This is a genomic window from Roseibium sp., from assembly GCF_048261595.1.
Taxonomy (GTDB): domain Bacteria; phylum Pseudomonadota; class Alphaproteobacteria; order Rhizobiales; family Stappiaceae; genus Roseibium.
This window is the reverse complement of record NZ_JBLXFW010000001.1, coordinates 521,738-544,657: the sequence shown is the minus strand read 5'-3', so window position 1 is coordinate 544,657 and position 22,920 is coordinate 521,738. Positions and strand designations below refer to the sequence as shown.

At 60.6% G+C, this 22,920-nt stretch carries 21 protein-coding genes and 1 pseudogene; 14 read left to right on the top strand and 8 right to left on the bottom strand.

Annotation, left to right across the window (positions count from 1 at the left end):
- Positions 1 to 20 precede the first annotated feature (20 nt).
- Together ACN0SY_RS02400 and gltX are read left to right on the top strand one after the other, a co-directional pair.
- Positions 21 to 1,268, top strand: a complete 1,248-nt coding sequence (locus ACN0SY_RS02400) for an MFS transporter (protein ID WP_417684160.1) — start codon at positions 21 to 23, stop codon at positions 1,266 to 1,268.
- Between the two features lie 68 nt (positions 1,269 to 1,336).
- Positions 1,337 to 2,701, top strand: a complete 1,365-nt coding sequence (gltX, locus tag ACN0SY_RS02395) for a glutamate--tRNA ligase (protein WP_417684159.1) — start codon at positions 1,337 to 1,339, stop codon at positions 2,699 to 2,701.
- Here gltX and ACN0SY_RS02390 read toward each other — a convergent pair.
- From ACN0SY_RS02390 to ACN0SY_RS02380, 3 genes are all read right to left on the bottom strand, one after another.
- The gene (locus ACN0SY_RS02390) at positions 2,661 to 4,055 is read right to left on the bottom strand and encodes a DUF2865 domain-containing protein (protein WP_417684158.1); all 1,395 of its coding nucleotides are present in this window, start codon (positions 4,053 to 4,055) and stop codon (positions 2,661 to 2,663) included. The genes gltX and ACN0SY_RS02390 overlap by 41 nt on opposite strands.
- A 130-nt stretch (positions 4,056 to 4,185) precedes the next feature.
- The gene (locus ACN0SY_RS02385; protein WP_417684157.1) at positions 4,186 to 4,689 is read right to left on the bottom strand and encodes a MarR family winged helix-turn-helix transcriptional regulator; all 504 of its coding nucleotides are present in this window, start codon (positions 4,687 to 4,689) and stop codon (positions 4,186 to 4,188) included.
- Between the two features lie 274 nt (positions 4,690 to 4,963).
- Positions 4,964 to 5,113 carry a hypothetical protein gene (locus ACN0SY_RS02380; protein ID WP_417684156.1) on the bottom strand — a complete coding sequence of 50 codons (150 nt, stop codon included), beginning with the start codon at positions 5,111 to 5,113 and terminating at the stop codon, positions 4,964 to 4,966.
- On the opposite strand from ACN0SY_RS02380, the pseudogene ACN0SY_RS02375 reads away from it, so the two are divergent.
- Together ACN0SY_RS02375 and ACN0SY_RS02370 are read left to right on the top strand one after the other, a co-directional pair.
- A pseudogene (locus ACN0SY_RS02375) lies at positions 5,112 to 6,059 on the top strand (MBL fold metallo-hydrolase); the annotation flags it as partial. The gene ACN0SY_RS02380 and the pseudogene ACN0SY_RS02375 overlap by 2 nt on opposite strands.
- A 387-nt stretch (positions 6,060 to 6,446) precedes the next feature.
- Positions 6,447 to 6,965, top strand: coding sequence for a CreA family protein (locus tag ACN0SY_RS02370; RefSeq protein WP_417684155.1), 519 nt, complete (start codon positions 6,447 to 6,449; stop codon positions 6,963 to 6,965).
- 85 nt (positions 6,966 to 7,050) lie between these two features.
- On the opposite strand, the gene ACN0SY_RS02365 is transcribed toward ACN0SY_RS02370, so the two are convergent.
- The 3 genes from ACN0SY_RS02365 to ACN0SY_RS02355 all read right to left on the bottom strand — a co-directional run bounded on the left by ACN0SY_RS02365 (position 7,051) and on the right by ACN0SY_RS02355 (position 9,452).
- Positions 7,051 to 7,395, bottom strand: coding sequence for an ArsR/SmtB family transcription factor (locus tag ACN0SY_RS02365; protein WP_417684154.1), 345 nt, complete (start codon positions 7,393 to 7,395; stop codon positions 7,051 to 7,053).
- 97 nt (positions 7,396 to 7,492) lie between these two features.
- A complete protein-coding gene (locus ACN0SY_RS02360) occupies positions 7,493 to 7,681 on the bottom strand; it encodes a sugar transporter (RefSeq protein ID WP_417684153.1) in 189 nt (62 codons plus the stop codon).
- A gap of 139 nt (positions 7,682 to 7,820) precedes the next feature.
- On the bottom strand, positions 7,821 to 9,452 hold the full coding sequence (locus tag ACN0SY_RS02355) for a L,D-transpeptidase family protein (protein WP_417684152.1): 1,632 nt from the start codon (positions 9,450 to 9,452) through the stop codon (positions 7,821 to 7,823).
- A 344-nt stretch (positions 9,453 to 9,796) separates the two neighbouring features.
- On the opposite strand from ACN0SY_RS02355, the gene cysS reads away from it, so the two are divergent.
- The 5 genes from cysS to rarD all read left to right on the top strand — a co-directional run bounded on the left by cysS (position 9,797) and on the right by rarD (position 14,853).
- Positions 9,797 to 11,224, top strand: a complete 1,428-nt coding sequence (gene cysS, locus ACN0SY_RS02350; RefSeq protein WP_417684151.1) for a cysteine--tRNA ligase — start codon at positions 9,797 to 9,799, stop codon at positions 11,222 to 11,224.
- 170 nt (positions 11,225 to 11,394) lie between these two features.
- The gene (locus tag ACN0SY_RS02345) at positions 11,395 to 11,805 is read left to right on the top strand and encodes an endonuclease domain-containing protein (protein ID WP_417684150.1); all 411 of its coding nucleotides are present in this window, start codon (positions 11,395 to 11,397) and stop codon (positions 11,803 to 11,805) included.
- Complete coding sequence (locus tag ACN0SY_RS02340; protein WP_417684149.1) at positions 11,802 to 12,281, top strand: GFA family protein; 480 nt, start codon at positions 11,802 to 11,804, stop codon at positions 12,279 to 12,281. Before ACN0SY_RS02345 ends, ACN0SY_RS02340 begins: the two co-directional genes overlap by 4 nt.
- A gap of 3 nt (positions 12,282 to 12,284) precedes the next feature.
- Positions 12,285 to 13,880: a citramalate synthase gene (gene cimA, locus ACN0SY_RS02335; RefSeq protein WP_417684148.1), complete on the top strand. Its 1,596-nt coding sequence runs from the start codon at positions 12,285 to 12,287 to the stop codon at positions 13,878 to 13,880.
- Positions 13,881 to 13,905: 25 nt separating this feature from the next.
- Entirely contained in the window at positions 13,906 to 14,853 is a 948-nt protein-coding gene (rarD, locus tag ACN0SY_RS02330) for an EamA family transporter RarD (protein WP_417684147.1), read from the top strand.
- On the opposite strand, the gene ACN0SY_RS02325 is transcribed toward rarD, so the two are convergent.
- Positions 14,850 to 15,461, bottom strand: coding sequence for a TIGR00730 family Rossman fold protein (locus tag ACN0SY_RS02325; protein WP_417684146.1), 612 nt, complete (start codon positions 15,459 to 15,461; stop codon positions 14,850 to 14,852). The two genes, rarD and ACN0SY_RS02325, sit on opposite strands and share 4 nt — an antisense overlap.
- 240 nt (positions 15,462 to 15,701) lie before the next feature.
- On the opposite strand from ACN0SY_RS02325, the gene ACN0SY_RS02320 reads away from it, so the two are divergent.
- The 5 genes from ACN0SY_RS02320 (at position 15,702) to ACN0SY_RS02300 (ending at position 21,877) form a co-directional block, all read left to right on the top strand.
- Complete coding sequence (locus tag ACN0SY_RS02320) at positions 15,702 to 17,453, top strand: LysM peptidoglycan-binding domain-containing protein (RefSeq protein WP_417684145.1); 1,752 nt, start codon at positions 15,702 to 15,704, stop codon at positions 17,451 to 17,453.
- A 209-nt stretch (positions 17,454 to 17,662) separates the two neighbouring features.
- A complete protein-coding gene (locus ACN0SY_RS02315; RefSeq protein ID WP_417684144.1) occupies positions 17,663 to 18,103 on the top strand; it encodes an ArsR/SmtB family transcription factor in 441 nt (146 codons plus the stop codon).
- Positions 18,100 to 20,046, top strand: a complete 1,947-nt coding sequence (locus ACN0SY_RS02310; protein WP_417684143.1) for an ABCB family ABC transporter ATP-binding protein/permease — start codon at positions 18,100 to 18,102, stop codon at positions 20,044 to 20,046. The genes ACN0SY_RS02315 and ACN0SY_RS02310 overlap by 4 nt, the downstream gene beginning before the upstream one ends.
- A gap of 179 nt (positions 20,047 to 20,225) precedes the next feature.
- Entirely contained in the window at positions 20,226 to 20,972 is a 747-nt protein-coding gene (locus ACN0SY_RS02305) for a phosphatidylserine decarboxylase (RefSeq protein ID WP_417684142.1), read from the top strand.
- 98 nt (positions 20,973 to 21,070) lie between these two features.
- Positions 21,071 to 21,877: a CDP-alcohol phosphatidyltransferase family protein gene (locus ACN0SY_RS02300; protein WP_417685849.1), complete on the top strand. Its 807-nt coding sequence runs from the start codon at positions 21,071 to 21,073 to the stop codon at positions 21,875 to 21,877.
- A 6-nt stretch (positions 21,878 to 21,883) separates the two neighbouring features.
- Here ACN0SY_RS02300 and ACN0SY_RS02295 read toward each other — a convergent pair whose 3' ends face one another.
- A complete protein-coding gene (locus tag ACN0SY_RS02295; protein WP_417684141.1) occupies positions 21,884 to 22,870 on the bottom strand; it encodes a helix-turn-helix domain-containing GNAT family N-acetyltransferase in 987 nt (328 codons plus the stop codon).
- Between the last annotated feature and the right edge of the window lie 50 nt (positions 22,871 to 22,920).

Here is a 22,920-nt window from a genome sequence, read left to right as displayed (position 1 = left end):
TTATCCGTCTGGATACTGCCTTGTCCTATTTCAGGTTCCTGCGTGACAATCGTCGGTGGCTGGCCGGCGGTATTTTGCTGACCACGTTTTCCGGTTTCGGGCAGACGTTCTTCATCGCGCTTTCGTCCGGGGACCTGCGTGCCGCATTCGAACTCAGCCACGGCGAATTCGGACTGCTCTACATGCTGGCTACGCTTACGTCGGCGACGCTGCTTCCCTGGGTCGGCAAGGCAGTGGACATTTTTCCGCCGCACAAGGTGGCCGCTGCGGTGATCGTTTCGCTTGCCGCATTTTGTGCGGCCATGGCGAGCGTCATCTCCGTTCCGATGCTGTTCGTGACCATTGTCGGGCTGCGTCTGTGCGGGCAGGGCATGATGACCCACACCTCCATGACTGCCATGGCCAGGTGGTTCTCGGCGCAGCGGGGCAGGGCGGTTTCCTTTGCGGCCATGGGCTTCCCTGTCGCCGAAAGTCTCATGCCGACCGCCTTCGTGATGCTGTCCGGGCTTGCCGGTTGGAGAACGGGATGGGCGATCGGCGCGGGTCTGCTGGTTTTTCTGGCGCTGCCACTGATCGTTTTCCTGTTCAGCCGGGAGCGTCAACCCGGAGAGCTGGACGGCAAAGTCCGTGCAACGAGCGTGCGCGACTGGACCCGTGCCGAAGTTCTACGCGATCCGGTGTTCTGGTTGGCATCGGCGGGTATTCTGGCCCCGCCGTTCATCAATACAGCGATCCTCTTCAACCAGGTCTATCTGGTCAATCTGCGCGGATGGACGCTCGAGCATTTTGCCGGTGCCTTCGTTGTCATGGCCGGATTCGCGGTCATGTCCTCCTTGACGCTTGGGTCGCTGATCGACCGTTTCTCGGCCAGGGCGCTACTTCCTTATGCGATTGTGCCGCTTGCCTGCGCCTGCCTTGTCCTGGCGTTCGTTCACACGCCTTGGGCCCCCTTCGTCTTCATGGCGATGTTCGGCGTCGGCAACGGCTTCACTGCAACCCTGTCCGGGGCGCTCTGGCCCGAGATCTACGGCAGCCGGCACATCGGCGCGATCCGTAGCGTCGCCTTTGCAATGATGGTCTTTGCCTCTGCGGCGGGACCCGGAACGATGGGGCTGTTGATCGATGCGGATGTGCCCTTCGATGCGCAGGTGATCGGCATGGCGCTCTACTGCGTAGCTGTCACGTTGATTCTGATGCGTGTGTCAGGCGGAATCAGAAAGCGGAACGAAGCGCAGGTGTTGCAATATGGCATTGAAGACGCTACGTAAACTTTTGTTGTGGGGCAAATGCACACTAAGCACTTGAAGCTTGGTTGCCACGGGGGTAGGTGGTTCGCATGAAAGTTACTGTCCGTTTTGCGCCGTCCCCGACTGGCCATATTCACATCGGCAACAGCCGTACCGCCCTGTTCAACTGGCTGTTCGCCCATCAACATGATGGCGAGTTCATCCTCAGGTTCGACGACACGGACCGCGAGCGGTCCCGTGACGAGTTTGCGGAGGCCATCAAGGTCGATCTCGCCTGGCTCGGAATTCGCCCGCACAGGGTCGAACGGCAATCCGATCGTGTCGCCCTTTACGACGCGGCTGCGGAGAAGCTGAAAGCGGACGGGCTGCTTTATCCTTGTTTCGAAACACCCGACGAGTTGGAGCGCCGCCGTTCGCGCGCTCGTGCCCTCGGGCGTCCACCAGTCTATGACCGGGCTGCGCTGAAGCTGACGGATGAGGAAAAGGCTGCCCTCGAATCCGAAGGGCGCAGGCCGCATTGGCGCTTTCTGTTGCCTAACTATGATGATGATCCGTTCGAGACCAAGCGTACGGAAGTGACCTGGAATGACCTTTGCCGCGGTGAGCAGTCGGTCGATCTGGCGTCACTCTCTGACCCGATCCTGATACGCGAGGACGGATCCTACCTCTACACCTTGCCATCGATTGTCGATGACATCGAAATGGGGGTAACCCATGTCATTCGAGGTGAGGATCATGTTGCCAACACCGGCGTCCAATACGCGATCTTCCAGGCACTCGGTGCAGCCGGGCCGGTCTTTGCGCACCACAATCTCCTGACGACCCGTGACGGCGAAGGCCTGTCAAAGCGCAAGGGTGCGCTCTCGATCGGATCGCTTCGCGACGCGGGGCTGGAGCCGATGGCCGTATCCTCTTTGGCCGTGTTGACCGGCACCAGCCAGGCAGTGGAACCTGTCCCGAGCCTGGAGGCATTGGCGACAAGATTCGATCTGTCGACGGTGTCGCGCTCATCGGCCAAGTTCGATCCGTGCGATCTGGAGGGGCTGAACGCCAGACTTGTCCATGACATGCCGTTTGACGCCGTCTCCGACCGCCTGTCGAGAATGGGCATTCGTCCGACGCAGATCTTCTGGGAAACCGTTCGCGAGAATTGCAGCAAGGTCTCCGATGCCTGTCAGTACTGGCACATCGTGACTGGCCCGCTGGAGGGCGCGATTGACGACGACGATCGCGAGTTTGTCGGCAAGGCACGTGAAATGCTGCCCGAGGGCGACGTCGACCTGGAGACCTGGGGCTCATGGACCTCTGCACTGAAGGCAGAGACCGGACGCAAGGGAAAATCTCTGTTCATGCCCCTGCGCAAGGCGCTGACTGGCCTTGAGCACGGACCGGACATGAAGGCTCTGCTTCCCCTTATTGGGCGACAAAATATTCTGGACCGACTACCCGGATAGAGCCGCTGTCACTGCGTGGCCTGAAGCCACCGTCATCTGCCTTGGCAAAGACAGGATCTTCGGAAGGCCCGGACGCAATACCCGCGTTCGGGCCTTCCTGCGTTATTCCAGGCGTAATCCCGGATTGATGGACGGTGGTCTCGGAGGTCTCCGCAATCGTCGGCTCCTGCATGGGCAGTTCCTCAAGATCGGCATTGAAGCCTTCGACAAGGTCATGCCGGGACGCAGGATCGGCGCCCTCCGGCAGCTGGTCCGGACGCATCGGCGTGCGGCTCCAGCCATAGCGGTCTGCCTTGTCATCTTGGAAGAACGGTGAGGGCCCCACAGGGGCGAGCGACACGCGGAAGCGGCCGTCTGGACCGGGGGCCAGTTCTCCGCTGAGAGCGACCGGTGTCATAGCCGAACCGTTGCCCTCGGCCGTCCGGCTTTGTCTGCAGGTGCACTCGGGCACGAACTCTGTCTGGAACCGGTAAGCGTTTTCGGTTTCAAGATAGGGCACGCCCTGGAGCGATACCATTTCTTCCTGAAGGCCGCCGGGATTGCGGTGAACGAAAAGCTCTGTCGGTGCGGCCGGGCAAATCTCGCCGCATCTCGCCGCATCGTCCGCGAACTGGTCACGGCCGGTCGAGAAACTGACCGGAAAAAAGTACCCGTCGCAGGTTCTCACGCACAGGGTTCTGAACGTCCCGCCGCTTGGGATCTGGCTCCTGCGCGTCATGCGCTTTCCGCTCAGCCCTGCCTGCGAGTTTAGCAATGCGAGCTGTTGGTCGCCGGAGCGTGCGGAAATCAGGTTGGTCCGCGGAGCTTGAACGACCAGGCCATTGGGCAATGTCCTGTATTGAACATTGCTGTCACTTTCCCCGTGCGATCTGGAACCATCCAGTATTTTGGCGAAAAACCCTCCTGACGAGGAGGCGTTATCGGTTCTTGCAGCAACCGCACCACAGTTTTGGGTCTGCCGCATTTGTTCCAGCTGGCGTATCCGTTTGGCACTGCGGTTTCCGCCACCAGATTGCTGGGAAATCTTGCGGTCGATGGCCCGCAGGTTCTTGTGCATGCGCTCGATCTTGGCGACGAGCCCCTGGCACTTTGCGGAACCGGGTGCAGATGAGCAACGGAAATAGCGGGCGTCGCGTTCTGCAGCAGAAATCGCCTGCTCCTGCTGGCTGCGGGCGGTCTGCCATTTGCCGCCCCCGGAGGAGGCACTGGCGTTGCGCAGCGAGGCGAGTTCGGCCTCGATCGACGAGCAGGTTGCAGACAGGGCAGCAGAAGGCACAAGCGCCACAAGTGCAGCGGCGAATACCACACTGCAGACCTGCGTGATTGCCGCCTCGACCCAGACTTCCCGGCTCATTCGAAATCCCCTGACACGGCCCCCGCCGCATCCTTATGCCAGCTGAACAGATGCAGCCTGACATCGTCACTATTACTCAGCTGCGGAGTTTAGCAAGGAAACCGCTGAATTGGGGTTAATGCGCAAGCGATCAGACGTCGAAAGTCGCCGCTGCTTCTGTCAATTTGCCAAGGATTGTTTCGAGTTGTGCGCGTTCTGTCGGCGAAAGCGTGTCCATGAGGTGGCGCGAAAAGGTGAGCGCCTGCGGGACGAGCGTGTCATAGGCCCGGCGGCCTTCTGGCGTCAGGTCCAAAAAGATCTCACGCAGATCTTCGGGATTGGGTGTTCTTTCGATGAAGCCTTTTTTCTCGAGAGCTGCCACCGCACGGCTTACCTTGGTCTTGTGCATCGTGCTGCGTTCGCTCACCGTCTTGGCGGTGACACGGCCGAATTGCCCGACGATGGCAATGACACGCCACTCCGGCCTGTCCATGGCGAATTGTTGCGCATAGAGACGGGCAAAGGAACGGCTGACGGTTTCCGACACAAGGTTGAGCCGATAGGGCAGGAACTGATCCAGCACGAGGGTGCCCTCCGACGCTGGATTGGCCGGAGCTTCAGCCATTTGGGTCGTTTGATCCGACTGTCTGGTCATTTCATTTCTTTCCCGGCGGCTGCCTCTTGGTGCCCGTTGTACTGTTCCGCTCTGTCACTGATGAGTAGCTTGTGACCCGTCCAGCGAAGTGTGCTCCAAGACTTATCAGTCCCGGCAATGAATTTCATGGCCGGAGTTCCGGATGATTTTCACTGCACCGGCAACAATATATTGTATTTGATCAGAATTCGTCATCAATCTGTTGAAAAGCAGGCAATTGTGACGCGCGGATGCGCGCAAAATTTGCGAATCGCACCGATTAGCTGCGACCGTTTCAGGGCGTATTTACGATCGCGGCCCGGTGCCAGAGCGGGCAAAGACCTCGCAGCAGATCGCTGCGCAGCTGACGGAGAGAAGTCCGTCCCAACCGCGAGGTGACGGCCACGAGAAGCTGGCTGGACCCGGTAGATGAAAGTGCTGTCATGAGTCACGACTTCGCCTCTGTTGCAGACACCGAAGACAAGAAGATCTCATTCACTGAAATTGGCCGTGGATGCTATGCCTTTACGGCGGAAGGCGATCCCAACACCGGCGTGATCATCGGAGACGATGCCGTCCTTGTCGTTGACGCCCAGGCAACCCCGGCAATGGCGGGGAAGGTGATTGAAAAAATCCGTTCCGTCACGGACAAGCCGATCAAGCATCTGGTCCTTACTCACTACCATGCAGTGCGCGTTCTGGGTGCTAGCGCCTACGGAGCCAGCGAAATCATTGCATCCGATCTGACAAGACGGCTCATCGACGAGCGGGGAGAGGCTGACTGGCAGTCCGAATACGCGCGCTTCCCGCGTCTTTTCCGTGATGCCGACACGATCCCTGGCCTGACACGCCCGACGATGACCTTCGCCTCGTCAATGTCCGTAAATCTTGGCAACCGCGAAGTCCGGATCATGCATCTGGGCCGGGGGCACACCATGGGCGATGCCGTGGTCTGGGTTCCCGATGCGGCCGTGATGTATTCCGGCGATCTGGTCGAGTACAAATCCGCTTGCTATTGCGGCGATGCGCATCTGGCGGATTGGCCAAGAGCGCTGACCCGGATCTCCGCCTTCCGGCCGGAGGCCCTCATGCCGGGGCGTGGCGACGCCCTGATCGGCCGCGAAAAGGTCAGTGAAGCACTTGCCTTGACCGAGCAGTTCCTCACGACCTTGCGCGATACGACTGCCAACTGTGTTTCCAACGGAATGGGCATCCGGGAGACTTATCGTGCGGTCAAGGAGGTGATGGACCCGCTGTTTGCCGACTATGCCATCTACGAGCATTGTCTGCCGTTCAACGTGGCGCGCGCCTACGACGAAGCCCACGGCCTCGATATTCCGCAGGTCTGGACGGCGGAACGGGACAGCGATCTCTGGGACGCAATCCATGGGCGGGTGCCGGCCCCGGCACCACAGGCCTCATCTGTGGAGGACGTCCTCGAAGAGCCTGAAGCCGAGGAACCTGTCGCTGAAGCAGTGCCGGAAGCTGAAGAGCACGAGCAGGTGCAGACGGATGCGGACACGCATGCGGAAAGTGCATTTGAGCCTTCTGCTGATACAGAGGCCACTCTCGAAGGTGAAGCCGAGGACGAAGAGGACGTGATCGATCTGGCGGCCCTTGCCGATGCGATTTCGGAACCTGGCGAGGGTGATGAGGAAAGGTCTGAGAACGAGGAAGTGCAACGTCAGCCCGAGACCGTCTGAGCCGGAACGTACTGGACATTGCCGCGTTGAACTCCCAAATGGGATTTGCAACCAACTGAAAACGGTATTGTCCAAATGCGCTTCGCGTCTCTAGCTTCCTCCTTCTTGCTGTCGCTTGCGGTCCTGATGCCGATCGCGGCATCGGCTGCGGACGAACCGGATCTGATCTTCAAGAAATCTACCGTCTGGAAGTTCCTGACGCCCGACCACAAGCTTGCGACATATGCCATAGATGATCCGGTCGTGGACGGTGTCGCCTGCCACTTTACCGTTCCCGAGAAGGGTGGCATCTCCGGCTGGATCGGGGTCGCTGAGGAAGTCTCGGACGTCTCTCTCGCCTGCCGGCAGGTCGGCCCCGTAACCATCAAGGAAAAGTTTGAGCAGGGCGACGAAATGTTCCGCCAGCGCCGCTCGCTCTTCTTCAAGAAGATGCAGATCGTTCGTGGCTGCGATGCCAAGCGAAACACGCTGGTTTATCTGGTCTATTCCGACAGGCTCGTAGAGGGCAGCCCCAAGAACTCGACCTCGACGGTGCCGCTCATGCCCTGGGGAGACCAGATGCCCCCGCGCTGCGAAGACTTCATGAAGGACTAGGCGGGTATTCGTACCACTGCAACCTTACCGGAAATGACAAAGGGCCGCTCGCGCGGCCCTTTTGCGTTCAACCCGGCAGTTGGGGTCAGTCCGTTCCGGCCATCGCCAGAAGACCTGTTGCCGCCTGGTCCGCATCCTCTGCGCAAAAATGCTTGTAGAGCACACCCATCACTTCCTGGGCAGCTGTACTGACGAGGCGGTAGTAGATCGTGGTGCCTTCGCGGCGCGTTTCCACGAGCCCCTGCGCCCGCAAGAGCGAGAGCTGCTGCGAGACGGTCGGCATGCGCATACCCGTTTTCTCTGCCAGATCGCCGACGCTGCATTCGCCGTCGAACATATGGCACATCAGGAGAAGGCGCGGACCGGAAGCCAGCATCTTCAGGAAGCGGGCGGCATCTTCTGCCTTGTATTCAAGAGCTTGCTTGTTCATGCGTCGCAATATGTCAAATAATTCAAGAAATCGCAACTACAGATCTTTGACACGGTAAATCGATTTAAAACATCGCAGCAGCGACCTGCCCAATCGACTAGAAGCGGCCGATGGCAGGCAGCAGCACGTGACCGGATCCGCAGCCGACGCCGGCGACAATGCACAGGCTTTTCTGCTGGCTCTGGCTCGCCGAACTGATCCCGCCGCCGGCCATGCTGGCCATGCCCGCAAAAGGTGCCAGGAAAATGGCGGATACGAACGCTACTGCAAACAAACGGTTCAACATCTCAGGCTCTCCAGACATCTCGCCCGGGAACATTGACCCGGTGAAGAGGACCATAGGAGAGAGCGCTTGAACCTGTTCTGAGAGGGGCATTCAGCAGGCGTTCAGGGTCGTAAACGCCTGCAAACCATGTTGTGCTCTGTCAAAGGTTGTCTGTCATCGCGCGCGCAAGGGCCTTCAGCAGGACCTCGTCGCGGTCGTAGATATCCCGCCGGAAGTGCGTCGAGCCATCCTTGTTCATCCAGGCCGTGAGATAGGTCAGGTGGACCGGGACCGGTTCCTTGAGGGTCACGACCTGACGTTCGCCGCTGTCCCGGATCTGTTCAAGGCGAGCTCTGTCATAGCCCTCGTCTGCCAGCAGCACCTCACCAAGGGCGAAGGGATCTGAGACCCGTATACAGCCATGAGAGAAATCGCGTTGCACCCGATCGAACAGGCCCTTGGACGGCGTGTCGTGGATGTAGATGTTGAACCTGTTGGGGAACATGAACTTGATCCGGCCCAGTGCATTGCCGTCGCCAGGGTCCTGCCGCAGCTTGAAGGGAAAGTTGCCAGACGAGTAGCTGTTCCAGGCAATCTGCGTGGGCGCGACTTCGCTTTCGCCATTGAAGACGCGGATATTGTCCTTGGCGAGGATGTTCGCATTCTTGTGCAGTTTGGGCAGATACTCCTTCGTGGCGATGGAGTAGGGCACGTTCCAGTAGGGGTTGATCTCGACGTAGGTCATCTCGTCGGAAAAGACGGGCGTTGCGTAATACGGTTTGCCGACGACGACACGCGTAGTGTGCCAGGTCTTGCCGTTTTTGACGAACTTGAGGTTCTGATCCGCCAGATTGACGAAGATATAGGTGTGGCCCAGATAGTCTGGCATCCAGCGGCGGCGCTCCATGTTGAGCTCCATCTGGATAAGCCGTTGCTCGATCGGCACGTTGATCTCGGCAAGCGTATTGGCGCCGATGACACCATCAACGGCCAGACCGTGATACTCCTGAAAGGTCTTCACTGCCTCGACGAGTGCACCGTCGTAGGCGCCCCCTGAATGATCCGTGACCTGAAGGTAGTCTTCCTCGGTCATCCGCTGGCGAAGAAGAGGCACGCGAATGTCTTCCATGCCGGGCTTCAGGGCATCGCCCTCCGGGATGGGGGTGAAGCCACCGTTCGCAGCCTTCTCCCGGTACTGGGCGAGGCGGCGCTGAAGCCGGGCGTAATTCGGCGTGTTGGGCGACAGGGCTTCAAGGAAGGTGCTGAAATCTGCGCTATCGGTGACGGCAGCCAGAAGGTCATCGGGATCCGGCACATGCGGGAAGATGTTGAGCGCCTTGTCGACTTCGTTTGGTTGAACGCGTCCTGAGGACAGATGGGTGGCATACCGGACGAACTGACGGGACAGATCCGTTTCCAGGCTTGCCCAGTCCTCGATGGTCGCCGCAGTCTCGCTGCGACGGGCGAAGCCGAGCGGATCATAGTTCTCCGGGTTAAGGGCGTGGGAATTGGCATCGGCAAAGGCGGCGAGGGTGAGATGAGCCTGCTCGGTCAGGCCGTTCTCGTTGAGCCAGATGGGCGCATAGCCTCTTTGCTCGTAGAACGATGCGACTTTGCCAAGGCGTGAATCGTTTTGAAGTTGGCCCAGGATCGCAAGGTGAAGCGGATTGCCCGGCGCTTGACCGATCGCTGTTTGAACAAGCGCGGCCTGGACCATCAGCATCGCAATTGCGACGACGGTGAACTGCTCGATCCGCCGCACTGCGGCAGTCCCAAAACCTGACCCCAACATCCTGGTTCCCCCCATCACGGATGATGCTGCCGCCCGGCCCAACCGGCGCGGGCGAATCTCGTTCCGCAAGGGTACGGTGTTGGCAACTCCACTCCAAGACCAAAGGGCATGGAAGCTGGCCAAAAATCAGGTCGGTTGTCCGCGAACCTCCGATTGTCGGGACAGCGGACTTGACCGGGTTCCGGAAAGCGGTCAAAACATCGACCATGATGACGGCCAACGTGAACATCATCGCGATTACCATTATTTGCAGCTAGCGACACCGCTGGCTGTGGCCGTTCCCTCTTTGCTCACCGCATCTTAAAGACGGACCGCCCGGCCAGCCGGCCAGGAGACCGTTTGACATGAGCGCCGCCGACACAGCAAGCACCGGCACTTTCAAGGGCTTGAAGCTGACGAACACGCTGACGCGTCAGAAGGAGGATTTCGTTCCTGCCGATGACAGCAACGTCCGCATGTACGTCTGTGGTCCGACGGTCTATGACTTCGCCCATATCGGCAATGCCCGCCCGGTGATTGTTTTCGACGTGCTCGCCCGCCTGCTGCGCCATCTTTATGGCGCCGACCATGTCACCTATGTGCGCAACATCACCGACGTGGATGACAAGATCAACGCCCGGGCCCTGCGCGATTATCCGGACCTGCCGCTGAACGACGCGATTGCGAAGGTGACGGAAAAGACCGCCAACCAGTTCCATGCCGATGTCAAGGCGCTCGGGTGCCTTGAGCCGGATGTCGAGCCGCGCGCGACCCAGCATATCGACGGCATGATCTCGATGATTCAAACTCTCATCGAAAAGGGCCATGCCTATGAGGCCGCAACGGAACAGGGCGGCGAGGTGTTGTTCGACACGGCCTCCATGCCGGCTTATGGCGGCCTGTCCAAGCGCAAGCTGGAGGACCAGAAGGCGGGCGCCCGCATTGCCGTCGACAGCCACAAGAAGAACCCGGGCGACTTCGTGCTCTGGAAGCTGTCGTCACTGGAGGAGCCGGGCTGGGACAGCCCATGGGGCCGTGGCCGTCCGGGCTGGCACATCGAGTGCTCGGTCATGAGCGCAAGGCATCTGGGAGAGACCTTCGACATCCATGGCGGCGGGCTGGACCTGATCTTCCCGCACCATGAGAACGAGATCGCCCAGTCCTGCTGCGCCCATGGCACTGACAAGATGGCGACCTACTGGCTCCACAACGGTTTTGTTCAGGTGGAAGGTAAGAAGATGTCCAAATCCGAGGGCAACTTCGTCACGATCCACGATCTGCTGGAGACGGATGTCTTCGGCGGCCGGAAATGGCCGGGCGAGGTCCTGCGCCTTGCCATGCTGATGACTCACTACCGCGAGCCGATCGACTTTTCTGTCCGGAAGCTCGAAGAGGCTGAGCGCATGCTGGCGAAGTGGCCTGAGGTTCAATCGACCGGAGCTGCCCCGGCGGCCGAAGTTCTGGATGCGCTCGGCGATGATCTCAATACGGTCGCGGCCATTCAGGCGATCCACCAGCTTGCAGGCGATGCTGCCAACGATGCGGCAAAGGCGGCGGCCTATTCGGCCAGCGCTACCTTGCTGGGACTTGCGCCGGTGGCTGTTGATACGAGCGATATCGACACGGCGTCGATCGACGCCCGTGTGGCCGAGCGCCTGGCGCTGCTGGAGGCCAAGGACTGGTCCGGCGCGGATGCAATCCGCGATCAACTGGCGTCTGAAGGAATTCTGCTAAAGGATTCAAAAGACTCCGAAACCGGCAAGCGCGTCACGACCTGGGAAGTGAAGCGCTGATGGATCTGGCCCTCGCAGCATTTCCCCCCCTCTGTCCCTTGAAGGGACATCTCCCCCTCCCGGGGGGAGAGGGGGCTGTGCCGTGTGGTCTATCTGAGCGTCAAATGCGCTCGAAAGTTGAAGAAATTCGGCCGTTGCAACATACTCCTGTCTCCCCCCTGGAGGGGGAGATGTCAGCGTCAGCTGACAGAGGGGGGGAGTACGGCGCAATGCCCCGGCACCGTCAGCCCGGCTACATGCGCAACTACGCCAAGCGCCTGCGCAAGGATATGACGCCGGAGGAAAAGCGCCTGTTGCAGGTCATCAGGGCTCATCGCCTTGATGGCATCGCGTTTCGCCGCCAAATGCCGATTGCCGGATATATCGTGGATTTCGCAGCACCCGCACATCGGCTGATCGTCGAGCTGGACGGATCACAGCATGGCGCAGAACAAGGTATGCTGCTCGACCGCGAACGTGACGTGACACTGTCTCGACTTGGCTGGAATGTCCTGCGTTTCTGGAACTCTGAAGTTGTCTTGGATCTCGATGGCGTGTGCCGGAAGATCATGAGCGCCTGTGGGCGGGAGGTCCAAGCATGACGACCTATTCAGGCGGTTGCCAGTGCGGCTCTGTCCGCTATTCGCTCAGCGGGTTCGGCCGCGCATCGATCTGCCATTGCCGCATGTGCCAGAAGGCCTTCGGCAACGCCTTTGCACCGCTGGTGACCTCGAAGGGACTGAACTGGACACGCGGTGAACCGAAGCGTTTCCAGAGCTCGAACGAGGTGCAGCGCGGATTTTGCGCCGATTGCGGCACTCCGCTGACCTATGAATTCGAGGGGCTGGGGACCGAGATAGCTCTTTGCACCCTCGACGATCCCTCGGTTGCGCCGCCGGTTATCCAGGTCGGAACCGAGGGGCGTTTGCCATGGTGCGAGGCGATTGCGACGATGCCATCACGCACAAGCGAGGAAGACGGAGCTGCCGAGGCGCTCTACGCAACACTCGTTTCCAATCAACATCCCGATTGCGATACCGAAAGCTGGCCCGTTCAAGACGCCGGTGACAAGGACTGAAGAATGACCAGGGAACGCCTTTACCTCTTCGACACGACCCTTCGCGACGGTGCCCAGACCAGCGGCATCGATTTTTCCGTCACCGAGAAGATCGTGATTGCCGAGCTGCTGGACCGGCTCGGTGTCGACTATGCCGAAGGCGGCTATCCGGGCGCGAACCCGACTGACACGGAGTTCTTCGCCGAGAAGCGGACGAAAAAGGCGAAGTTCACCGCATTCGGCATGACCAAGCGGGCGGGGCGCTCGGTTTCCAACGATCCGGGTCTTCAGCAGATCCTGGCCGCCGAGGTCGATGCCTTTTGCTTCGTTGCCAAGTCCTGGGACTATCACGTGGACGTGGCGCTCGGCTGCACCAACGAGGAAAACCTGGAAAGCATCGAGGACACGGTGAAGGCGGCGGTGGCGACCGGCGCCGAGGCGATGATCGACTGCGAGCACTTCTTCGACGGGTACAAGGCCAATCCCGAATATGCGCTCGCCTGCGCAAGGACGGCATATGAAGCGGGAGCCCGTTGGGTCGTCCTGTGCGATACCAATGGCGGCACGCTTCCGGACGAAGTGAAGGAGATCGTCGCCAAGGTGAGGGAAGTGGTTCCAGGCGATCATCTCGGCATCCATACCCATGACGACACGGGCCACGCGATTGCCAACGCCCTGGCAGCGGTTGATGCGGGCGTGCGCCAGATCCAGGGAACGCTCAACGGCATCGGCGAGCGTTGCGGCAACGCCAACCTGATTACGCTGATCCCGACGCTTCTTCTCAAACCGTCCTATGCCGACCGTTTCGAGATCGGCGTCACCCTCGAGCAACTCAGGGAAATCACGTCGGTGTCCCACGCCTTCGACGAGATCCTGAACCGCTCGCCCAACCGTCATGCGCCTTATGTCGGCGAAACGGCCTTCGCGACCAAGGCGGGCATTCATGCCTCGGCGATCCTGAAGGATCCGCAGACCTATGAACACGTTCCGCCTGAAGCCGTCGGCAATCGCCGCCGTGTCCTCGTCTCAGATCAGGCGGGCAAGAGCAACCTTCTGGGCGAACTGGAACGCCTCGGCATTTCGGTCGAGAAATCCGATGCCCGGCTAGACCGGCTGCTGGCCGACGTGAAGCAGAAGGAAGCCGAGGGATATGCTTATGAGGCGGCCGATGCATCGTTCGAGCTTCTGGCGCGCAGGGCGCTCGGTGAAGTGCCGAAGTTCTTCGAGGTCAACTCCTTCCGCGTCATGGTCGAGCGGCGTCACAACGCGATCGGTGAACTTGTGACCATGTCGGAAGCGGTCGTGAAGGTAGACATCGACGGCGAGACCCGCATGTCGGTCGCCGAAGGCAACGGCCCGGTCAACGCACTGGACACGGCCTTGCGCAAGGATCTTGGAAAGTACCAGGCAGCCATCGACGGACTGGAGCTGATCGACTACAAGGTGAGAATCCTCAACGGCGGCACAGGGGCTGTGACCCGGGTTCTCATCGAGAGCCATGACACGACGAGCCATCGGCGCTGGTTCACCATCGGTGTGTCCAGCAACATTGTCGATGCATCCTTCCAGGCCCTGGTCGATTCAATCAATTATGCGCTCCTGAAGGCGAAAGTCGCCTGACGCGCACCCGCGAAAGGCAGTGACCATGAGCCAGGAGCCGCAGACTTCCGGCGAAACCGGCGATGTAAAGGGCGGCCTGCTATTGGCGCTTGGCGCCTATGGCATGTGGGGCTTCCTGCCGGCCTACTACAAGCTGACCGATACGGTCAGTGCGGACCTGGTCGTTGCCCATCGCATCGTCTGGTCTGTCGTGCTTGTCGCGCTGTTCCTGGTGGTGGTGCGCCGTTTCGGTGAGGTCGTGGAGATTGTCCGCAAGCCGCGGATCGTCGGCTTTCTGGCGCTATCCGCCGGTCTGATCGCCGCCAACTGGCTGGTCTTCATCTGGGCGATCAACGAGCACAAGGTCCTGGACGTCTCGCTCGGCTACTTCATCAATCCACTGGTCAGCATCGTCGTTGGGCTCGTGGTCCTGCGCGAGAAGCTGACACGGCTGCAGGGTGTCGCCGTTGGCCTTGCCGCGCTTGGCGTTGCGATCCAGGCGGGACTTGCCGGAGGGCTGCCCTGGGTGTCGCTGTTCCTTGCCTTTACCTTTGCCGGCTACAGCTATGTCCGGAAGGTGACGCCGGTGCGGGCGACACCCGGCCTCTTCGTCGAGACGCTGCTGCTCCTGCCGCTGTCGGTCGGCTATCTTCTGCTGACCCTGTCCTGGGGCGTTGACACGTTTTCGCTCAAGGAGCCTCTCGTCCTCGCCGCGCTGGTCGGAACAGGTGCTGTCACCGCGGTGCCTCTGGTGATGTTCTCAGCAGCTGCGCGGCGGCTGCCGATGGTGCTGATCGGCCTGATGCAGTACCTCGCACCGTCGCTGCATTTCATCATGGCCGTGTTCGTTTGGGGTGAACCGCTCAATTCGGCCACGCTGGTGACCTTCGTCATCATCTGGTGCGCCTTGGCGATCTTCAGCTTCGATTCCCTGTCGCGCTGGCGCAAGGGCCGGCGCGAGGCAAGGAACGCGGCAGTTATGGCAAAGCCCTAGAACCTGGCGAGTGGAGCGCCTTCGTCTGCGGGCACGCACGGACCTTCGTCCGAGCCGCAGACGGCTTCGCGAAGCATCGGAATCGCTTCGTCGACCCGCCGGGCAACCAGATAGGGCACTTCCGTTTCCGGACGGATGAACCCCTGATGGCGCATGTGGTCGAGCAATTCCAGGAGCGGTGCCCAGAAGCCGTTGATGTCGGCCAGGAGCACCGGCTTGCGGTGCTGCCCGAGCTGGGCCCACGTCATCATCTCGACAGCTTCTTCAAGCGTTCCGATCCCGCCTGGCAGGGCAATGAAGGCATCGGCCCTCTGGAACATGAGCTGTTTGCGTTCATGCATGTCTTGCGTGACGATCAGGTCATCGACGTCGTCGAGCATCTTTTCCCGGCTTTCGAGAAAACGCGGGATGATTCCCGTGACCTTGCCGCCTTGATCGAGAACCGAACGCGCAACCGTTCCCATCAGGCCGACGTCGCCGCCGCCATACACAAGACGTAATCCTGCCTCGGCGATGAGCTGGCCAAGTCGTGTGGCAGCAGACTCGTAGATCGGGTCCGTACCGAAGCTGGAGCCGCAGTAAACACATACGCTTTCGAATTTTTTCATATCACAGGTGTTGCACCGGATCGTTTGGACGTCAAGCGCCGGAACTTGCCGGCTCGAAGGGCTTGTTGCTGTCGGCCCCGGATCTCGGGCGGTTTTCTTGCCGCGGCACAAAAAGACGTATATTCATTGATTTAGTTTGATTTTCCGATTGCTGAAGCGAACCTGATGCTTCGGCTGAGCGGGGTGGATCTTGACGGTGCCAGGAGGAGCAGGGCTCCGGCGCTGTGGATGGGAAGAGTAATGACGAAGCTTGCTGTGATCCGGGCAACCGCAGTTGCCGTCGTGGTCGGCGTGGCCGCATTGGTCACCGGCTATCTTTACAAGAGCGGCGAAGAGCTGCCTCCGGTCGAAACGGCAGGTGGTCAGCAGCAGCCAGCACCCGGAGAACAGTCTGCTCCGGCTGATGCCGGCACTTCCGAAGAGAGCGCCGCGACTGTAACCAGGACCGAAACAGCATCAGAAACGCAGCAGGAAACCGCCCAGGCGGATGTTGCGCCCGAAGACGGTGGCCCGAGCTTCGACGTTGTTGGCGTCGAACCCACGGGAGATACGGTCGTGGCGGGCCGAGCCGATGCAGGTTCCATCGTGGCTCTGACTGCGAATGGCAAGGTGGTCGGCAAGACCATTGCAAACGAGAAGGGCGAGTGGACGATCATCCTCGACCAGCCTCTTTCTGCCGGCGATTATGACGTCGCGCTCCAGGTCCAGGACGAAGACGGCTCGGTAAAACAGGAATCGCGCCAGCGGCTTGCGGTTTCCATTCCAGAGGGCGGCAAGGAGCAGCCACTTGTCGTGCTGAATACGCCGGATGCGGCCTCAACCCTCTTGCAGAAGCCTGATCTTGCCGGAAGCGTTTCCGAAGGTGAGACGCAGGTCGCCGCTGCCGACCAGCAGTCCGGTGATGCACCTGCGGCCGCGAGCGAGGAAGTTGCTGCCACAGCCGAGGCAGTTGCAAATGCGGCAACGGAAGCCGAGGCGACCGCACGAAAGTCTCTCGAGGATAGTCTGAAAAGTGCCGCGGAAGCGGCTTCCAGTGCTGAGGATGCTGCAGCTTCGGCAGCGGACGCGGCAGCTGATGCCGTGTCGAAAACGGCACAGGCGCTTGCCGGCGATGGCAAGGCGACCGAAACCACTGTCGCTGCCGCCGAGGACGCTACAAGCGGAACGCCTGCCTCTTCAACCCCCGCTTCCTCTGAGTCGGCATCAGCATCAGATGCCGGCACTTCCGTTGGTGCCGCACCAGTGTCCGGCGAGGCAGACGCAGATGCGTCAGGGCAGGAGACCGCGGCGGCCGCGGCATCGGAACCTGCGACCACCTCCGAACAGCCGGCAAGCACAGCTGCAGCTGCGGAAACCACGACGGCTGAGGCTTCAACACAGGCTCCGGCGGCAGAAGCCACCAGCGCGGATACAGAGACTGCCCAGGCAGGCGAGTCAGCAGTTGAACCTGTGGTCGAGTTGCCGCAGATCACGGTGGAGGCCGTTGAGGCCGAGGCCGGCAAGGTCTATGCGGCCGGTACCGGCGCTCCTGGAACCCGGGTCAACATCTACGTTGGCGACAAGCTTCTGGGCACGACGGAAGTCGGAGGCAATGGCCGTTGGCTGATCGACGGTGAAATGGCCCTTGCAGCTGGTTCCGTGGAAGTGCGGGCCGACATGGTTGCGGCCGGCGGCGAAGTTGCATCTCGCGCCGCTGTGACCTTCGAGAAGGAGGAGGAAGCCATCGTCCTGACGAAGGTGACTGCCTCTGCCAAGGGAACCTCTACTGACGGAGCGACCGGCGCAAGTGTCGAGAAACCCCTTCCGAATGTTATTATCCGCAAGGGCGACAATCTCTGGCGGATTTCCCGTCGGCTTTACGGCGACGGTTTCCGATACACCACCATTTATCAGGCCAACAAGGGCCAGATCAGGAACCCGGACCTGATCTATCCCGGTCAGGTGTTTCTCACGCCCGAGGGCGATCTGAGCTGGCAGCCTGCCCAGAACTGACGGCCCGGCCAAGAAGAAATCAGGAAAGCCAGCCGCGGCGTGAGCCGGGGCTGGTTTTGCATTTTTACGCTAATTCAAGGGTGTTGGTGAGTTTCTATCGATAAACCCCGACCTGCGCCTTGTTTTCCTGGTAATTCATCGCATATCTACGATAAGACAAGTAAGTGCCATGGCCAGCCGCCCATTGGCCGACCACAGCAGGAAAATTCATGCAGAGCAAACGATCGGAGTGCGCCGGACCAACGGAGCATTCTGCCTGCAGCGAGGCAACGGAAAGGCTTGCCAAGATCTATCGGGCACTGGGGCATCCGGCGCGTCTGACGATATTGAAGGCGCTCGCTGAAAAACCGGACGCCTGCTGTGGCGACATCGTGGAGACGCTGCCGCTGGCCCAGTCTACCGTTTCTCAGCATTTACAGGTTCTGAAGGAAGCGGGATTGCTTACCTGCTGCACCCGTGGCCGCTGCTGTCACTACGGGCTTGATCCTGCGGTGCTCGAGATCGCGGCCAAGGCGTCACATGACTTTTTGCTTTCCCTCGCCGACAGGTCGACAGGCAGTGGTGAATTGCCCTTGGCTCACCTGTCTGCAACCAATGATGATGACAAGCGTTCCGTCTGCAATGCCGGAACGTCAGGAGAAGATAATTGAGAACCCTCAAAAGGGCCGCGCCTACCGACGGGGACGTAACGAAAGGACAGGCGCCAAGCGCTGCCAAGACCGTAAGCGCTGACGAAGGCACCACATTCCAGACCCTGGTGAATCTCTGGCCCTATATCTGGCCTGCCCACCGCCCTGATCTGAAGGGGCGCGTACTTCTGGCGGTCGTTGCACTGGTGATTGCCAAGGTTGTCACCGTGTTCTCGCCTTATTTCTTTGCCTGGGCGACCGATGCCCTTAGCGGCGAAACCTCGCATCTGCCTGCGTTTCTGCTCGCGCCGGTGATGTTGGTCCTGGCCTATAACGCAGCGCGTGTTCTCGCCGTCGCGTTCAACCAGATCCGCGATGCGCTCTTTGCAAGGGTCGGGCAGCATGCCGTAAGGCAATTGGCGAATATAACCTTCCGGCACCTGCACCAGTTGTCGCTGCGCTTCCACCTTGCCCGCCGCACCGGGGGGCTGAGCCGGGTCATCGAGCGCGGGGTGAAGGGCATTGAAGCCATTGTCCGTTTCACCATCTTGAACGGCATCCCGACACTGTTGGAATTCGCCATCATGGCGATTGTCATCTGGTACCAGTTCGGCTTCGATTACCTTGTCATCGTCGCGGTCATGATCGTTGCCTATGTCTGGTTCACCATCAAGGCCTCCAACTGGCGCATCGCGATCCGCCGGGAGATGAACGACAGCGATACGGACGCCAATTCCAAGGCGATCGACAGCCTGCTGAACTTCGAGACGGTCAAATACTTTGGCAACGAGAACATGGAGGCCGAGCGCTTCGATGTCTCCATGGCGAAGTACGAGAAGGCTGCCACCCGGACATGGACCTCGCTGGCCTGGCTGAACTTCGGCCAGACCGTCATTCTCGGCATCGGCATGGCCGCCTGCATGATCCTGTCCGCGCGGTCTGTCATGTCCGGGGAGCAGACGATCGGCGACTTCGTCCTGATCAATGCGCTGTTGATGCAGATCTCGATCCCGCTGAACTTCATCGGCTTCATCTATCGCGAGATCCGCCAGGGGCTGGCCGATATCGAGAGCATGTTCGACCTGTTGGGTGTACCGGCGGAGATCAAGGACAAGGACAGCGCGGCGAGCCTGAACGCGGTTGAGGGAGAGATCGCCTTCGAGAACGTCCGCTTCCACTATGATGAAAGCCGTCCGATCCTGAAGGGGATCGACTTCAAGGTCCCTGCGGGAAAGACCGTCGCCATCGTCGGGCCGTCAGGTGCCGGCAAGTCAACGATATCGCGCCTCCTGTTCCGCTTTTATGACGTAACCGGAGGAGCGGTCCGCATCGACGGGCAGGACGTGCGTGACGTCACCCAGAAGAGTGTCCGCGATGCCATCGGGATGGTGCCGCAGGACACGGTCCTGTTCAACGACACGATTGCCTACAACATCCGTTACGGCCGCCCGGATGCCACGGACGAGGAAATCCGGGAAGCCGCCCGAATGGCGCAGATCCACGATTTCATCGAACGCTTGCCCGAGGGCTACGCTTCCGAAGTCGGTGAACGAGGTCTCAAGCTGTCCGGCGGCGAGAAGCAGCGTGTCGCGATCGCCCGGACGATCCTGAAGGCGCCGCCGATCCTGATCCTCGATGAAGCAACGTCCGCACTGGATACCCACACGGAACGCGAAATCCAGGGCGCGCTCGACCAGGTTTCGAAGAACCGCACGACGCTGGTCATCGCCCACCGGCTCTCGACTGTGGTCAATGCCGACCAGATCATCGTTCTGGAAGCTGGCGAGATCGTCGAGCGGGGCACCCATGCAGACCTGCTTGCGATGGACGGGCTCTATGCCTCCATGTGGGCGCGTCAGCGCGAAGCATCCGAGGCTGAGGAGCGGCTGCGGGCAGCAACAGAAGCCGATGACAAGGGCATCGTCACCCGTGGGCCAAGGGCCGACTATATTCCTGCGAAATAGCCGGAACGGCGGTGCATGGGCCGCTTCGGGCCCCGGTCCCTGTAAACTGAAGCGGCGCGCTCTCGCGGGTGTGTCGTTTTCTGTTCATTTACGCTACAAAAGCCACTAGAACCGAACGCGGTAAGTTTCATTGCGCGGACTGCAGGTTAGTGTTCGCGTGCAACGGCGCCCCCTGTCTCATGACCGGAAGACGGCCGCCGAGATCAGTCAGGAAGTCATTCATGTCGCTTGTCGATTCCGTCACCAAGGCCTTCGTTCCGATCCATCGCGAAGGCTGGCCGTTCATCGCCATTGCCGCTGTCGCGACCATCGTGGTTGGCTGGTTCGTCGATCCGTTGTTCTGGATCGGCCTGATCCTTACCGGCTGGGTGTGCTATTTCTTCCGCGATCCCGCGCGCGTGACACCCGTCGACGAGAACCTGATCGTCTCGCCTGCAGATGGTGTCGTCAGCCATGTCGGTCCGGTGCGCCCTCCCGAAGAGCTGGAGCTCGGCAGCGAACCCATGTTGCGCGTATCGATCTTCATGAACGTCTTCAACTGTCACGTGAACCGCGCTCCGATGGGCGGCAGGATCACTCGGGTTGCCTACCGTGCGGGCAAGTTCCTGAATGCCGAACTGGACAAGGCGAGCGAGCACAACGAGCGCAATGGCCTTGTCATCGAACGCGGCGAAACCCGCATCGGCGTCGTCCAGATCGCCGGCCTCGTTGCCCGCCGTATCGTCTGTTTCGTGCGGGAAGGCGAGAGCATCGGTGCCGGCGAGCGCTTTGGCCTGATCCGCTTCGGCTCGCGTCTCGATGTCTATTTCCCGGAAGGAACGGTTCCGCGCGTTGCGCTCGGTCAGACGATGATCGCCGGTGAGACGGTTCTCGCGGACCTTTCCCAGACGGGCGGCAAGGCCCAGCCCCTGACCCGCGTTAGCTGAGGTCGAAGAGGGTGAGCGAAGCAGCGAAATCCGGAGCAGGCGAACCAGCCGCAAAGGCCGTGGGATCAAAGCGCACACCGCGGTTCCGCCGTGTGCCCATGCGTCTGATCCTGCCCAACATGGTCACCTTGCTGGCGCTGTGTTCCGGCCTGACAGCCATTCGCATGGCATTCGAAGGCCGGTGGGAGTTTGCCATCGGCGCCGTGCTGGTCGCAGCCGTCCTCGATGCTCTCGATGGCCGTCTGGCGCGCATGCTGAAGGGGACGTCCCGTTTCGGGGCTGAGCTGGATTCGCTGGCCGACTTCGTGAATTTCGGAGTCACTCCGGCTCTGATGCTCTACGTCTGGATCCTCAACACCGCCGGATCGCTGGGATGGATCGCATCGCTCGTCTTCGCCATTTCCGCCGCCTTGCGGCTTGCCCGCTTCAATGTCGCGCTCGATGATCCGAACAAGCCGGACTGGGCCGCGAACTTCTTCACAGGCGTTCCAGCTCCTGCCGGGGCGCTGGTGGTCCTGATCCCGATCTATTGGGAATTCCTGGGTGTGTTGCCGCACTGGCCGGAGTTCGCGCCAGGCGTTGCGCTGTACACGATCGCCATCGGCTTCTTGATGATCAGCCGCCTGCCGACGTTTTCCGGCAAGCGCGTCGGAACTCGCATTCGTCGAGACTACGTGCTCCCGCTCTTCGTTCTGGCAGTGCTGATCGTGGCACTGACCGTAAGCTACCCGTTCCGGATGCTGGCGCTCGGATCTGCCCTGTATCTGGTCTCCATCCCGTTCTCCTGGCGCGCCCATCGCCGATACCTGGTTTCCGACCAGGGCACTGCCACGGATGACGATGGCGACTGTGCCGACACCGACCTCGATCACCTGGGCGACCGGGACAAGCACGACGCAGGCTGACCCTGACTATTGTTGCGGACGCTTTCGGACAAAGGTCTGCTCGGTCACCAGCTTGCCCCATTGGTCCCCGGCATACTCGCTCGCCAGGGTGAAGCCATTGCGCTCATAGAGTGCGCGCGCCGCATCGAGGCCCTTGAGCGTCCACAGATGGATCTCGTCGAAGCCGTGGCGGTCGCAATGGTCGAGGGCCTTGTCCAGCAAACGGCGGCCGAGCCCATGACCGCGCAGATCCTCCGACAGGATAAACCAGCGCAGATGAGCATGGTTGTTCCCCAGGTCTTCGCCGTCGATGGAAATGGTGGCGACGACGGAGCCGTTCCGGATAACGCTCCAAGTGTTGTTGACGGGCCGGTCGATGCGGGTAACGAACTCCGTCATTGCCGCGGAAACCACGCTCTCGAAGGCGGGACCCATCCCGACGATGAAGCCGTGTGTACGGGCATGCATTGCGGCGATGTCGCCGATCATGCCGGTCTGATAACCCTCGACGATCTCGAAACGCTCAGTTGCGGCAGGTGCCATCGGACCGCCCGCTTCGGGTGCTTCGGCTGCGTCGGTGCGCGCTTGGGTTAGGGCCTGAGAGTATGACGAGAGGACGCGGGCTAGATCCTCCGGACCGACATCACCCATGTTCGGCAGGGCGCCGGTGACAATATCCTTGCCGAAGGCCGTTGCGACGGCCAGCGTCTCCCGGCCACGCTCCGTCAGCGCCAGGAAGACCGAACGCCTGTCGTTCTCGTTCGGGGAAAACCTGATCTGTCCCTTCCTTTCGAGGCCCTTGAGCAGACGGCTGATCGAGGATTTTTCCAGATTGAGACGCTCGGACAGGTCTTTTGCGGTGAGCCCCGGTTCGCGGCCGATCTCGATGATCGCGTGAACCGCGGAAGGGGAAAACTCGGTGCCGGCAAGCGTGCTGTCCAGAAAGCCGTGCTCGCGAACGAAGGTGCGAGAGGCGTTGCGGATGGCTTCGATCAGGTCGGGCGCATAGGTCATGGATCGACTCAAATAGTTGTATATAGCAACTATATTGATACCTTCGATCC